This window comes from Pseudomonas sp. NPDC077408 (assembly GCF_050269105.1).
GTDB lineage: Bacteria > Pseudomonadota > Gammaproteobacteria > Pseudomonadales > Pseudomonadaceae > Stutzerimonas.
In genome coordinates, this window is sequence record NZ_JBNNHS010000002.1 from 909,239 (window position 1) to 923,051 (window position 13,813).

Below are 13,813 nucleotides of genomic sequence, written 5' to 3' on the forward strand. Positions count from 1 at the left end.
ACCTGTGCCCGTCCACCCGAGTCTTGTGGGCTGAAGCCCACCCTACTTGACTACCCCCAACCTGCCCAATTGCGCGCGGTCAATGCCCGCCCCACACGCTGGTGGGTGAAGCCCACGCTACCGAAGCTGGCGATCAAGCGGCTGTAACGGCGGGCGTGCCGCCAGCCTTCGACAGTTACGGACGGTCCCGCAAAGTTGAACCGCTCAGGCAGACAGCGCGCTGATTTATCGGCAAGCTTGGCCCTCGTCTCCGCCATGACCGAAGGGCCCCATGTCCGTGTTGAACTCGCCCACCCAGGACCGTTTCCTCGACCTCAATGATCTGCTGCGAGATCTGGTCGCCCAAGGACGGTTACTGCAGGAAACTGCTGAGCAATGCATGACCCTGCGGCGCAGTTCAGCGAACAGCCAGCAGCACCCGCTGGAGTTTCTTGGCGCGCAGCAGTTGGACGACCTGGCGCGTCCCGGCAAGAAACACGATCTGGAAAGCCTTACCGTCTGGCTCGCCGAACAGGCCGGGCAGCCGTACCTGCGTATCGACCCGCTGAAGATCAACGTCGCGGCGGTCACCCCGCTGATGTCCTATGCCTTCGCCCAGCGGCACAAGATCCTCGCGGTGGCGGTCGACAGCTCGGCGGTGACCATCGCCAGCAGCCAACCCTTCGTAAAGAGTTGGGAAGCCAACCTCACCCATGTGCTCCAGCGGCCCATCAAGCGTGTGGTGGCCAACCCCGTCGACCTGCAGCGCTTCACGGTCGAGTTCTATCGGCTGGCCAAGTCAGTCAGCGGCGCCACGGCGACCGACCAGAAAATCAGCGGCACCGGCAACTTCGAGCAGCTGCTCAATCTCGGCGCCAGCGATCAGGAGCCGGATGCCAACGACGCGCACGTGGTGAACATTGTCGACTGGCTGTTCCAGTACGCCTTCGACCAGCGTGCCAGCGATATCCACATCGAACCGCGGCGCGAACAGGGCACGGTGCGCTTCCGCATCGACGGCGTCCTGCACAACGTCTATCAGTTCCCGCCGCAGGTCGCGATGGCGGTGGTCAGCCGGCTCAAGTCGCTGGGGCGCATGAATGTCGCCGAGAAGCGCAAACCGCAGGACGGTCGGGTCAAGACCAAAACGCCGGACGGCGGTGAGGTCGAGTTGCGCCTCTCCACCCTACCGACGGCGTTTGGCGAAAAGATGGTGATGCGGATCTTCGATCCGGAAGTGCTGCTCAAGGGCTTCGATCAGCTGGGCTTTTCCGCTGAAGATCTGCGCCGCTGGCAGAGCATGACCGGGCAGCCCAACGGCATCATCCTTGTCACCGGCCCCACCGGCTCGGGCAAGACCACCACGCTTTACACCACGCTCAAGCAACTGGCGACGCCGGAAGTGAACGTCTGCACCATCGAAGACCCGATTGAGATGATCGAGGGCGCCTTCAACCAGATGCAGGTGCAGCACAACATCGACCTGACCTTCGCCAGCGGCGTGCGTGCGCTGATGCGTCAGGACCCGGACATCATCATGGTCGGTGAGATTCGCGACCTGGAAACAGCGGAAATGGCGATCCAGGCGGCACTCACCGGCCACCTTGTGCTCTCGACGCTGCACACCAACGACGCGCCGAGCGCCATCACGCGTTTGCTGGAACTCGGCGTGCCGCATTACCTGCTCCGCGCAACACTTCTCGGGGTGATGGCCCAGCGTCTCGTGCGCACACTTTGCCCACACTGCAAGGCGCCCATAAAGCTCGACGCCGATGACTGGCAGGCCCTGACCAAACCCTGGAATGCCCCGCTGCCGAGTAACGCCCATCAGGCGGTGGGCTGCATCGAATGCCGCGACACCGGCTATCGCGGCCGCGCCGGGGTCTACGAGATCATGCTGCTCAACGATGCGATCAAACCACTGATCACCGCCGACACCGACCTCATCGCCCTGCGCCGTCAGGCGTTCAAAGACGGCATGCACAGCCTGCGCCTATCTGGCGCGCAGAAGATTGCTGCAGGGCTCTCGACCTTGGAAGAAGTGCTCAGGGTCACGCCGCAAAGCGAACAGAAATAGCTGAAAGGATAACGGCGAGGTGAATGTCGCTTTTCACATCCACCTCGCTCTCTAAACATCGAGCGACTTTTTTAATTGTCAGTTCTTGACGCAATCAAGGTGGCCGCCTGGCCCGATTCACAGTTCAGGTAAGCCGACGACTGTAGCCACTGCTGATCCGGGTACCAGGAGAACATGAATTGGCCGCCTTTGAGGCTGTCAACCACCATGCGCGCCACTTCTGGGCGAACCGCTGGACAGCCCTGGCTGCGACCGATACGTCCCTGCGTCGCAATCCAGGCCGGATTCACGTAATCGGCCGGATGGATAACGATCGCCCGCTCGCGCGCCAGGTCGTTTACTCCGGGCTCGAGCCCGTCCATGCGCAGCGAGTAGCCGTGCTTGCCGCTGTAGCTTTCTGCAGTGCGGAACAGACCGATGCTCGACTGGTGGCTACCTTCGACATTGGAGAAACGCGTAGCTAAGTTTTCCCCGGATCCGTTGCCATGCGCGACGAAATCCTTGAGCAAGAGCCGCCCGCGCTGCAGGTCGAAAATCCATAGCCGGCGCTCTGACGAAGGCAGCGAAAAATCGATGACGGCCAACCGTTGAGCCGGCGTCGCGCCATGGTTCACCGCGCACTGCATGGCCGCAACAGCATGGGTCAACACTACCGGATCGAGGCTCGGTGCCACGCGGGCAAGATCGTTCACCAACGGCTGATAAGCAGGTGGAGCAGCCAGCAGCGGCATAGACATGAGCAAGCCGACGGCCAAACAGAGGCGGCGAAGCGAAACCATCATTTGCACAGTAACCTCGTCGGGCGCCAATGCCGATCTTCCCTGCCGACCGACGCCCACTGCTCGCTACCAGGCCCATATTCGAATTGAAGTAGCGAAATTAAATCAGACGGGACCTGCAGCGCTCCCACGTCGTCTGATACAACAAGTTCTAGTAGCCTGAACGGGCCTAGTTTTTCCAGGCACCGTGGCTTGTTCAGCGGCGGAGTCTAGCAGTCAGCGGGACCGCCAGGAGTGAAGCGTTGTACAAAAAACATACATCAGGTCTGCTTTTCACATTGCTTCTGGCGCCATGGCTGGCGGCGGCGGAACCGATACCTGAGCCCGCCGGCTCAATTCAGGGTGTCCTGCAGAACCTCCCAAGTGCGTGCGGCCAGCCCCTGGCAGATGTCGATACAACCGCTCTGGAACGGCTTTCTGAGCTCTATCGGCGCAAGCAGTTCGATATGTTGTGGACCTCCTATGCGCAGATTGACGCGCTGTTGGTGCAGCTCGAAGCGCTGGTCGATGATGGACTGGAACCTGCGGCTTACCATCCCGAAGCCATTCGTCGGGCGATGCTAACCGCCACACGTGATCCGCTGCACCGCGAGTGCAGCGATGTATTAGCCAGCCATGCCTACCTGTCAGCCCTAGGTCACCTTGCCCAAGGACGCCTGCCCCAGGACCGCATCGAGCCCGTCTGGCACAGCCCCGATGCGGCCGCAACGCCGAAGGCCGAGGCGCATCTGATGTCCATTGCCAGCGAAGGACTGGGGCACTTGGAGCACACATTCAATAAGGCGCGTCCGTCGCTGGAGCAGTACAACAACTTGCGCAAGGCCTATGCGCGGCTGCGCGATCAACCGGAGCCAGAATGGCAGCGGATTCCCGCCGGCCAGACCTTGCGACCAGGCATGTCAGATCCACGTGTGCCACTGCTACGGCAGCGTTTGAGCGCAGACGGCTACCTGCTCGCAACGGCCGCCGCGCAGGGCGGCGTCGATGATCGCTACAGTGACCAGCTGGTGGACGCGCTCAAGGCCTTTCAGCGCCGCCATGCCCTGCAGGACGACGGCATCCTAGGCGCCGACACACTGACCGAACTAAACGCCACGCCAGCCGACCGGCTGAATCAGCTGCGGGTAAATCTAGAACGGTTCCGCTGGCTATCCGCTGACATCGAGCCGCGCTCGCTGCTGGTCGATATCGCTGGCGGCCGAGTGATCTACTTCCGTGACAGCAGCCCGCAATGGGAAGCACGTAGCCAGGTGGGCCGCGATACTCGGCAGACCCCTTCGATCAAGTCGATCGTCACGCGAATCACGCTCAACCCGACCTGGACCGTACCGCCGACCATCTTGCGTGAGGACAAGCTGCCGCAGATCCGCGAAAACCCGGGCTACCTCGCGCAACACAACATGCAGGTGCTCGATTACGAAGGTCGTGTACTCGATCCGGCCACGGTCGACTGGAGCAATCCGGGGCGGATCCTGCTGCGTCAGGCCGCCGGACCCGACAACCCGCTCGGCCGGGTGGTCATCCGTTTCGCCAACCCCTACTCCATCTACCTGCACGACACGCCGAGCCAGGGGTTGTTCGCACGTTCGCAGCGGGCGTTCAGCTCGGGCTGTGTCAGGGTAGAATCGGTGATGCAACTGGTTGATTTGCTGCTGAGCGAGGCCGAACGCGAGCGCGTTGCCCAATTGCTTGATACTGGGCTGACCTACGAATACCGCCCGACAGAACCCACACCGATACTCCTGGCCTACTGGACAGCCGAAGCCGACAGCAACGGGCTGCCGCGCTATCGCCCCGACGTCTACCGCCGTGACCAAAAGCTGCTGGCGGCATTGCAAGCGGCCGACCGAGGCCTCGTACCGCCCGCGATCAACCCGCACTGACGCCGTCCAGCCACGACAACTTGGGAGCTACCGCTCAAGACCAGACCGGCGGCTCTGGCAGATTGCCCGTAGACCGAGGTCTACTTGGCATTAGGACCTGTACAGGTATCTTGCATAGCAACAACCGCTTGCATCTGCGCCGCCGCCTAGCCATTGCAAGCGCTCGGTCGCCGCCGCATGGACACCAAGATCGTTGCCGCCACGGATAGCCGAGCAAACGTTTTGAAGAAGAAAAACACAAGCAATACATGGAACGAAGCTGACCGACTGGCAGCCCTGGCCCGATACCGCATTCTCGACACCCCCGCCGAGGCGGCATTCGATGATCTGGTGCTGCTTGCCGCCGAGCTGTGCACCACCCCCAGCGCCGCCATCGTGTTCGTCGACAAGGACCGCCAATGGGTAAAGGCCTCGGTCAACATCGAAGGTGGCAACCGTCCTCGAGACGAGGCGCTCTGCGCCCGCGCCATCGGCTGCAGCGAACCGCTGGTGATCGAGGACCTGACCAACGAGCCGCTGGCCAACGGTATGACGGGCTTCTATGCCGCAGCGGTACTGCGCACCGCCGATGGTCTGCCGCTCGGCACACTATGTGTTCTGGACAGCCAGCCGCGGCAGCTGTCGGAGCGCCAGCGCGCCCATCTGGAGGCATTGGGTCGTCAAGTCATGGCCCTGCTGGAGCTGCGTCGCAGCCGTGAAGCCAACGAGCGAAACCGACAGATTATCGACAGCGCAGTCGATTACGCGATTCTCACCACCGACGCCCAGGGCCTCATCACCAGCTGGAACCAGGGCGCCGAACGCATCCTCGGCTGGCAACCGCACGCCGCGATCGGCAGCCACGCCTCGCGATTCTACGTGGAGGAAGACGTGGCCAGCGGAGTGCCAGAAAAGGAAATGGCAACCGCGGCACGCGATGGTTCGGCGATGAACGAACGCTGGCATGTGCGCAAGGATGGCAGCCGCTTCTGGGCCAGCGGGGTGCAAATGCCGCTCAAGGATGATCACGGTCAGCACCTGGGTTTCGTCCATATCCTGCGCGACCTGACCGAGCGCCTGCACGAACAGGCAGCCGTTCGCCAAGCTGAAGAGCGTTACCGAGCTCTGGTCGACCTGAGCCCTCAGGTCATCTGGCAGTGCGATGCTGACGGGCAATTAATCTTCTGCAACCGCTACTGGTGTGACTTTACCGGCCTGAGCGCCGAAGCCTCGGCTGGCATGGGTTGGCTCTCAGCGGTGGCGCCGGATCACCGCGACGCCATACTGAAGCAATGGCGAGGCGCCCTGAAATCCGGCCAGGCCGGCAGCTTCGAAGTTCCGCTGCTGGCGGCGGACGGCAGCCAACGCTGGTTCCAAGGCAGCGGCGCGCCCGTTTACGACTGCGACTGCCGGCTGCTGCACTGGGTATTGGTCGCTCAGGACATTCACGAGCGACGCCTGGCCGAAATCAAACGGCTGGAAAGCGAGGCATTCACCCGTAGCTTGCTGGACGCGGCAAGCGAAGGCTTTTATTCCATAGACACCAAGGGGTTGGTGACCCTGTGCAACGAGGCATTCGTCAAACTGCTCGGGTTTTCCAGCAAAGAAGACGTGCTTGGCCGGCAGCTGCATCCAGCTATCCACCATAGTCATCCGGACGGCTCACCCTATCCGCTCGAGGAATGCCCGATTCTGCGCACCGCCACGACCGGCGAGCCGGCACACGTCGAGTACGAGCTGTTCTATCGCGCGGACGGGACCAGCCTGCCGGTGGAATACCGGGTCGCCCCGTTGTACCGGGACAGGGTGCTGCATGGGGCGATCTGCACCTTCACCGACATCAGCGAGCGGACCCGCGGCGAGGCCCAGCAATCCTACCTGCTCGAGTTGAGCGACCGTCTTCAGGACAGCGGTAGTCGTATCGAGCTGGCCGACATGATGGCCGATCGGCTTGCCCAGCTGATGGGGGCGGAATGCATCTATCAAGGACATGTGGACGAGCGCGACGGCCTGATCATCGATCAGCACTGGCCGCAGGGCCCCAGCGAATCTCGTTCCGCCTCCTACACGCTTGGAGGCTGTGCACGGACGTTACGCCTGCGCTTATCGCAAGGCCTTATCGTGCCGTTCGAGGACCTCCTTGACGAAGCCGATTGTCACGGCAACTGCGGCGGCCTGCATGAACACCTTGGTTACCGCAGCCTGTTGCTCGCGCCCTTGCTGGAGCAATCCGCTGACTGCGCCTTTCTGCTGTTCGGCAGTCGACAGCCACGCCGCTGGAGCCAGGCCGATATTTCACTGGTGCGCGAAGTAGCCGAGCGCATCCGCGCGGCCGCTGACCGAGCGCGCGCGCGCGAGGCCTTGTTGGAAGCCGAACAGCGCGTCAGCCTGGCCAACGAGATCGCGGCAATTGGCGTCTGGGAATACGATTTTGAAGGCAACTGCCTGCACTGGGATGCCCAGCTCAAGGGACTCGCGGGCATCGCACCGAGCGAACCCGCCCTGACGGTGGATCAATTCCTCGCGCGGGTGCACGCTGACGACCGCCACGCACTTCTGCAGGCCTTCCGCAACGCGCTCGACGGGGTCGGTGGCGGCGAACTGAACCTCGAATACAGGGTGTATGACGAGCGCAACGACCAGTTCCGCTGGCAGACCAATCGCGGTCGCCGGCTGGTAGACAGCGATGGAAAGGTTCGCCTGCTGGGCACCGCCCGGGACATCACCGCTGAGCGCAACGCTGCGTTGAAGCTGCTGCGCATGAACGCGCTGCTCGAAGAGCAGATACAGGAACGTCAGATCACCGAACAGCGCCAATCGGTACTCATGGAGCTGGGCGATCTGCTGCGCGGACAACCGGAAAGCATCACCATCGTCACGGCTGCCGTGCGAGCGCTGGGCACCACACTGCAGGTGACCCGCGCGGCCTTTCTGTCCATCGACCCAGGCGGACAATACGCCACCGTCGAGCGCTACTGGAGCGACGGCGCTCTGGGTGACTACAGCGAGCGCATGTGCTTTGCCGACTATGGCGACTTCATCTACGACCTGCAGCACGACGAGCTGGTGGTGGTCGAAGACGTGCTGCATGACCCGCGTACCGCCGCACAGGCAGCAAGCCTGCGCCTGAGGCGCGTTCAAAGCCTGGTCTGCGTGCCGCTGCACGAGCAGGGCGCCCTCAGCGCCGCCTTGATCCTGCTGCAGGATCGACCACGGCAATGGGCTGAGGACGACATTTCCTTTATTCGCGAAGTCGCTGACCGTGCCTGGACGGCCGACGAACGTATGCGCGCCGAAACTGCATTGCGCGCCAGCGAGGAGCAATTCCGCACCCTCGCCGACAATATGAGCCAGTTCGCCTGGATGGCCGATCCGGCAGGCCACATCTACTGGTACAACAAGCGCTGGTACGACTACACCGGAACCACACTGGAGGCCATGCGAGCCCTGGGTTGGCGCTCGGTCCATCACCCCGACCATCACGAGCGGGTCAGTGCTTCTATGAAACGCGCCGTGGCGATCGGCTCGATCTGGGAGGAAACCTTCCCGCTACGCGGCAAAAGCGGCCAGTACCGCTGGTTCCTGGCGCGCGCTGTACCTATTCGTGACGACTTCGGTCAGGTGACCCGCTGGTTCGGCACCAACACCGACATCACAGCACAGGTCACCGCCGAAGAAGCGCTGCGCGAGCTGAACGACAATCTGGAACGACGCGTCGCCGAGCGCACGCGCGAGCTGGCCGAGATCAACCATCTGCTGCATCTGGAGATGGGTGAACGCGAGCGCGCCGAGGACACCCTGCGCCATGCACAGAAAATGGAAGCCATCGGCCAGCTGACAGGCGGCCTCGCCCACGACTTCAACAACATGCTGACCGGGGTGCTGGGCGCCCTCGATTTGATCCAGCGCCGAGTCGCCAACGGTCAAGCCAACGATCTCGGTCGCTACGTCGATGCGGCGGCCAGTTCGGCCAATCGCGCCGCGGCATTGACCCATCGCCTGCTGGCCTTCGCCCGGCGCCAGTCGCTGGATCCGCAACCAGTGAACGTCAACCTGTTGGTCGAGTCGATGGAGGACATGCTGCGCCGCACCATGGCCGAGCACATCGAGTTCGATACCCGCCTGCAGGAAAGCCCCTGGCTGGCCTACACGGATGCGCACCAGCTCGAGAACGCCCTTCTCAACCTGGTGATCAACGCGCGTGACGCCATGAGCGAAGGCGGCAGGCTGATCATTCAAACCGGCTCGGTACAGATCAATACACCGCAACCAGACGGCCCCGAACCCGGCGAATACGTCACGCTCAGCGTGGCCGACAATGGTTCGGGCATGCCAGCCGAAGTGGTCGCCAAGGCATTCGACCCGTTCTTCACCACCAAACCTATCGGCCAGGGCACCGGCCTCGGGCTTTCGATGGTCTATGGCTTCGTCAAGCAAACTGGCGGCCATGTACGCATCGACAGCACACCGGGGCAAGGCACGCTGATCACCTTGTTCCTGCCGCGCAACCGGACGCAGGCTGCGCACATCGAAGAGCAATCCAGCAAACCAGTGGCCGTCAGCGGCGCGCAGGCCGACGAAACCGTATTGGTGGTCGAGGATGAAGCCGCGGTGCGCATGCTGGTGGTCGAGGTCCTGCAAGAACTCGGCTACCAGGTCCTCGAAGCAGTGGACGGTAACAGCGCACTGCCGCATCTGACGGGTGCTCAACGTATCGATTTGTTGGTCAGCGACATCGGACTGCCCGGCATCAGCGGGCGCCAGCTGGCAGAAATCGCACGCCAGCACCGACCGGACCTGCACGTGCTGTTCATCACCGGTTATGCACCGAACGCTCAGGTACGCGGCGAGTTCCTCGGCCCCGGAATGGATATGCTAGCCAAACCCTTCAGCATCGACATGCTCGGCGCCAAGGTTCGCCAACTGATTGAACGCAGCGGATAGCGTCCAAGGAACTCTGCTGATCGCTGCGCACTCTCTAATGGAGGATCAAGCAGAGGCATCCATCATGCGCAAAACACTCCTGGCAGCCGCGACCCTGAGCTGTATCCCTTTCGGTGCGGCGATGGCGGACGACGGGTTCGTCCGGCAGATTCTATCGTCGGGCGCGACCACCGCTTCCACTTACATGACGTTCCGCGACGACAAGCTGGTCGCCGCGGCACGGGAAGACGCCAGCAGCTTCGTGGCCAGTGATGGCGCCATCCGTGGCCCCTATCTCGAAGCGATGCTGGTGAAACTGCGCAGCGAGCAACCGCAACTACAGGCCAGCGACATGCAGCTGGCCAGCGCGATCCTCGCAGCCGAACAACACTAGGTGACGCAACGCCGGCCAGCCGGCCGGTGATGTCGCTCCGCATGCAGCCAAGCGGCAGACCGCGTCGCCATTCGTCCACCCGCAGCATTCGGAGAATCCCATGAAGAAAACCGCATCCGCCGTCTGGCAAGGTGACTTGAAAAGCGGCAAAGGCACCATCAGCACCGAAAGTGGCGCGCTGCAAGACAACCCCTACGGCTTCAACACCCGTTTCGAAGGCGCTCCCGGCACCAACCCGGAAGAATTGATTGGCGCAGCACATGCCGGCTGTTTCTCTATGGCGCTTTCAATGATGCTCGGTCAAGCCGGACTGACTGCCGAGCGCATCAACACCACCGCAGAAGTCAGCCTGGACAAGGACGACAAAGGCTTCTCCATTACCGCAATCGCCCTGACGCTGAAAGCCAAGGTGCCGGGTACCGATAACGAGCAGTTCCAACAGATCGCCAACCAGGCGAAGGAAGGCTGCCCTGTATCGCGCGTGCTCAATGCGCAGATCAGTCTGACCGCGACCTTGGAAAACTAATTCCACGCAAACGAAAACGCCGCCCCATCGGGCGGCGTTTTCGTTCATGCGGTTGGTGGATCAGCCGCGGATGTTGTAGATGTCCTTCTCGTTCAGCTCGGCGTATTCGTACAAGCGATTGAGGTAGGCACTCTGCTGTTCCCAGACTTTGCTGGCGACTGGGTCGGCAGCGGCGGAAGCATCGACCACCTCGGCAGCCACTTCCCTCAGACGAGCCAATACTTCATCGGGCAGGCGGCGAACTTCAACGCCCTGCGCGCGCAGCTGCTCCATAGCCTCCATGTTCTTCGCGTTGTAGTCGTCGAGCATGTCGCCGTTGACGGCACGGGCCGCGGCACGAACGATGGTCTTGAGATCGTCCGGCAGGGTTTCCCAAGCCTTCAGGTTGACGTCCAGTTCGAAGGTGACGTTCGGCTCCTGCCAGCCTGGCGTGTAGTAGTACTTGGCAGCCTTGTGCAGCCCCAGCGCCAGATCGTTGTACGGGCCAATCCACTCGGTGGCATCGATGGCACCGGTCTGCAGCGCCGTGAAGATTTCACCGGCCGGCATGTTGACCACAGTCCCGCCCATCTTGGTCAGCACTTCGCCGCCCAGGCCGGGGGTACGCATCTTCAGGCCTTTGAAGTCATCAACCGAGTTGATTTCCTTGTTGAACCAGCCCGCGGTCTGCACGCCCGTCGCACCGCAGGCCATGGGCAGTACGCCGAATGGTTTGTAGACCTCCTCCCAGAGCTCCATGCCGCCGCCGCGATGCAGCCAGGCGTTCATTTCCTGAGCATTGGGACCGAATGGCAATGCGCAGAAGAACTGAGCGGCCGGGACCTTGCCTTTCCAGTAATAGGGCGCACCATGACCCATCTCGGCCGTACCACGGGACACCGCATCGAACACTTCAAGTGCCGGGACCAATTCCCCAGCGGCATACACCTTGACCGTGAGTCGGCCATCGCTCATTTCGTTGACCAGCTTGGCGAAGTTTTCTGCGCCAACGCCTACACCCGGGAAGTTTTTCGGCCAGGAGGTGACCATCTTCCAATTGAATTTCTCGGTGCTTGCGGTGCCTTCGGACTTGGCAGCGGTTTCGGCTTCCTTATTGCAACCGGCCAGTGCGGTTGCGGCCAGACCAACGCCAGCGGCGGCCAGAATTTGACGACGTTTCATGAGTCACTCCTTGTTGTTGTAATGCTGAATGTCGGAACCCCGAAATCAGGTAGTTCTAGCTATCATATGGCTATCTCTCACTCAAGCGCCGTGACTACGTACAGGCACTACGTACGTAGTACTGCCGGTTGCGACACGTTCGCACAGCCGCCTAGAATCGCCGGCCGCCTGGCCATAACAATAAAGGATCTGCCATGTCGAAACATGCCCCTCCACTGCTCGGTCTCGCCAGAGTGATCGACGCCGTGAACGCCCGCTTCGGACAGGCCTGCGCCTGGCTGACCCTGTTTCTGGTCATCGGAACCGCCATCGTCGTGGTGCTGCGCTACGGGTTCGGCATCGGCGCAACCGCGTTGCAGGAAGCCGTCCTCTACGCACACGCGTTGGTGTTCATGGGTGCCGCCGCCTGGGTTCTGCAACGCAACGGCCATGTCCGCGTCGACATCTTCTATCAGCGTTTCACCCCACGCTACCAGGCATTGGTCGAAGTGCTCGGCACCCTGCTGTTTCTCTTGCCTGTCTGCCTGTTTCTCGGCTGGGCAAGCTGGGACTACGTCGCCAACTCCTGGGCGACGCTGGAAGGCTCCAGCGAATCGGGCGGTCTCAAGTTCGTTTACCTGCAGAAAAGCATCATCCTCGTCCTGGTGGTTTGTCTCATCCTGCAGGGCGTTTCCGAAATCATCAAAGCCGCCTACACCATGGCCGGCCGCCTGCCAGAGCAGGAGGTGAAGCATGGCTGAGTTGATGGCAATACTGCTGTTCATCAGCATCTGCGCGGCCTTGATGGCCGGCTACCCGGTCGCGTTTACCTTGGGCGGTGTTTCACTCCTGTTCGCCGGGCTCGGCATCGTTACCGGCACCTTCGATGGCGGTTACCTGAGCGCCTTGCCGAATCGTCTGTTCGGCATCATGAACAACCAGACGATGCTCGCGGTGCCGCTATTCGTGTTCATGGGCGTAATGCTGGAAAAGAGCCGGGTTGCCGAAGACCTGCTTGAGTCCATGTCGCGGCTGTTCGGCACCCTGCGTGGCGGGCTGGCGATATCCGTCTGTGTGGTGGGCGCGCTGCTCGCGGCCAGCACCGGCATTGTTGGCGCCACCGTGGTGACCATGGGCCTGCTGGCGCTGCCAACCATGCTTCGCCGCGGCTATGATCCGGCGATTTCGACCGGCACCCTCGCCGCCACGGGCACCTTAGGCCAGATCATCCCGCCGTCGATCGTGCTGGTCTTGCTGGGCGATGTCATGTCCAGCGCCTACCAGCAGGCGCAGCTGAAGATGGGCATCTTCTCACCGAAGACCGTTTCGGTCGGGGACCTGTTCGTCGGGGCCTTGCTACCCGGCCTGCTGTTGGTCGGCATGTATATCCTTTACATCATCGGCGTGGCCATCCTCCAGCCGAAGAAACTGCCGGCCCTGCCGCAAGAAGAACTCGGTCCCATCGAATGGGGCAAGTTGATCAATGCGCTGGTGCCGCCGCTGCTGCTGATCAGCGCGGTGCTCGGCTCGATCCTCGCTGGCTACGCAACACCAACCGAGGCCGCGGCGCTGGGTGCGCTCGGTGCGATGGTCCTGGCCCTCTACAAGGGCAAACTGAACTTCGGCCAGCTGCGCGAAGTGGCCTATGGCACCACCGAAATCAGCGCCATGGTGTTTCTGATCCTGATTGGCGCTTCGCTGTTCTCACTGGTGTTCCGCGGCTTCGGTGGCGAAGTGCTGATCGAGGATGTATTCGCCCAACTTCCAGGCGGCGTGCTCGGCGCCTTCTTCCTGGTGATGGTGGTGATTTTCCTCCTGGGCTTCATCCTGGACTTCATTGAGATCACCTTTGTGGTCGTCCCGATCGTCGGCCCGGTGTTGCTGGCCATGGGGCTCGATCCGGTGTGGCTCGGCGTAATGATCGCGCTGAACCTGCAGACCTCGTTCCTCACGCCACCTTTCGGCTTCGCGCTGTTCTACCTGCGCGGCGTGACACCGAAATCAGTGCCCACCAGCACGATCTACAAAGGCGTGGTGCCGTTCATCCTGATTCAGCTGCTGCTGTTGGTGATTGCCTACCAGTTCCCTGGGCTGGTCACCTGGCTACCCGAGCAGATTTACGGCAAATAGTCC

The 13,813-nt window shown here is 62.0% G+C and carries 9 protein-coding genes; 7 read left to right on the forward strand and 2 right to left on the reverse strand.

What is annotated here, in order from left to right:
• Positions 1 to 271 precede the first annotated feature (271 nt).
• Positions 272 to 2,056: a type IV pilus assembly ATPase TfpB gene (gene tfpB / locus ACQKEK_RS09145; protein WP_128119855.1), complete on the forward strand. Its 1,785-nt coding sequence runs from the start codon at positions 272 to 274 to the stop codon at positions 2,054 to 2,056.
• Positions 2,057 to 2,127: 71 nt separating this feature from the next.
• Here tfpB and ACQKEK_RS09150 read toward each other — a convergent pair whose 3' ends face one another.
• Positions 2,128 to 2,838 (reverse strand): murein L,D-transpeptidase catalytic domain family protein, encoded by a 711-nt coding sequence (locus ACQKEK_RS09150; protein WP_499142155.1) that lies wholly within the window; start codon positions 2,836 to 2,838, stop codon positions 2,128 to 2,130.
• A 239-nt stretch (positions 2,839 to 3,077) separates the two neighbouring features.
• Between ACQKEK_RS09150 and ACQKEK_RS09155 the strand changes: the two genes are divergently transcribed.
• The 4 genes from ACQKEK_RS09155 to ACQKEK_RS09170 all read left to right on the forward strand — a co-directional run bounded on the left by ACQKEK_RS09155 (position 3,078) and on the right by ACQKEK_RS09170 (position 10,540).
• Entirely contained in the window at positions 3,078 to 4,718 is a 1,641-nt protein-coding gene (locus tag ACQKEK_RS09155; protein ID WP_499142157.1) for a L,D-transpeptidase family protein, read from the forward strand.
• Between the two features lie 177 nt (positions 4,719 to 4,895).
• A complete protein-coding gene (locus ACQKEK_RS09160) occupies positions 4,896 to 9,641 on the forward strand; it encodes a PAS domain S-box protein (protein ID WP_499142159.1) in 4,746 nt (1,581 codons plus the stop codon).
• Between the two features lie 64 nt (positions 9,642 to 9,705).
• Positions 9,706 to 10,014, forward strand: a complete 309-nt coding sequence (locus tag ACQKEK_RS09165) for a DUF2388 domain-containing protein (protein ID WP_499142161.1) — start codon at positions 9,706 to 9,708, stop codon at positions 10,012 to 10,014.
• Positions 10,015 to 10,114: 100 nt separating this feature from the next.
• Positions 10,115 to 10,540, forward strand: coding sequence for an OsmC family protein (locus ACQKEK_RS09170; RefSeq protein WP_128119860.1), 426 nt, complete (start codon positions 10,115 to 10,117; stop codon positions 10,538 to 10,540).
• Between the two features lie 60 nt (positions 10,541 to 10,600).
• Here ACQKEK_RS09170 and ACQKEK_RS09175 read toward each other — a convergent pair whose 3' ends face one another.
• Positions 10,601 to 11,701 (reverse strand): TRAP transporter substrate-binding protein, encoded by a 1,101-nt coding sequence (locus ACQKEK_RS09175; RefSeq protein WP_241529600.1) that lies wholly within the window; start codon positions 11,699 to 11,701, stop codon positions 10,601 to 10,603.
• A gap of 194 nt (positions 11,702 to 11,895) precedes the next feature.
• On the opposite strand from ACQKEK_RS09175, the gene ACQKEK_RS09180 reads away from it, so the two are divergent.
• Both ACQKEK_RS09180 and ACQKEK_RS09185 read left to right on the forward strand, forming a co-directional pair.
• Positions 11,896 to 12,441, forward strand: coding sequence for a TRAP transporter small permease subunit (locus ACQKEK_RS09180; protein WP_045423313.1), 546 nt, complete (start codon positions 11,896 to 11,898; stop codon positions 12,439 to 12,441).
• Positions 12,434 to 13,810 carry a TRAP transporter large permease gene (locus ACQKEK_RS09185; RefSeq protein ID WP_128119862.1) on the forward strand — a complete coding sequence of 459 codons (1,377 nt, stop codon included), beginning with the start codon at positions 12,434 to 12,436 and terminating at the stop codon, positions 13,808 to 13,810. The genes ACQKEK_RS09180 and ACQKEK_RS09185 overlap by 8 nt, the downstream gene beginning before the upstream one ends.
• Positions 13,811 to 13,813: the final 3 nt, after the last annotated feature.

Coding starts and splice junctions, on each gene's coding strand:
- ACQKEK_RS09180 (WP_045423313.1), top strand. CDS start 11,896: ATGTCGAAACATGCCCCTCCACTGCTCGGTCTCGCCAGAGTGATCGAC.
- tfpB (WP_128119855.1), top strand. CDS start 272: ATGTCCGTGTTGAACTCGCCCACCCAGGACCGTTTCCTCGACCTCAAT.
- ACQKEK_RS09185 (WP_128119862.1), top strand. CDS start 12,434: ATGGCTGAGTTGATGGCAATACTGCTGTTCATCAGCATCTGCGCGGCC.
- ACQKEK_RS09170 (WP_128119860.1), top strand. CDS start 10,115: ATGAAGAAAACCGCATCCGCCGTCTGGCAAGGTGACTTGAAAAGCGGC.
- ACQKEK_RS09150 (WP_499142155.1), bottom strand. CDS start 2,838: ATGATGGTTTCGCTTCGCCGCCTCTGTTTGGCCGTCGGCTTGCTCATG.
- ACQKEK_RS09160 (WP_499142159.1), top strand. CDS start 4,896: ATGGACACCAAGATCGTTGCCGCCACGGATAGCCGAGCAAACGTTTTG.
- ACQKEK_RS09165 (WP_499142161.1), top strand. CDS start 9,706: ATGCGCAAAACACTCCTGGCAGCCGCGACCCTGAGCTGTATCCCTTTC.
- ACQKEK_RS09175 (WP_241529600.1), bottom strand. CDS start 11,701: ATGAAACGTCGTCAAATTCTGGCCGCCGCTGGCGTTGGTCTGGCCGCA.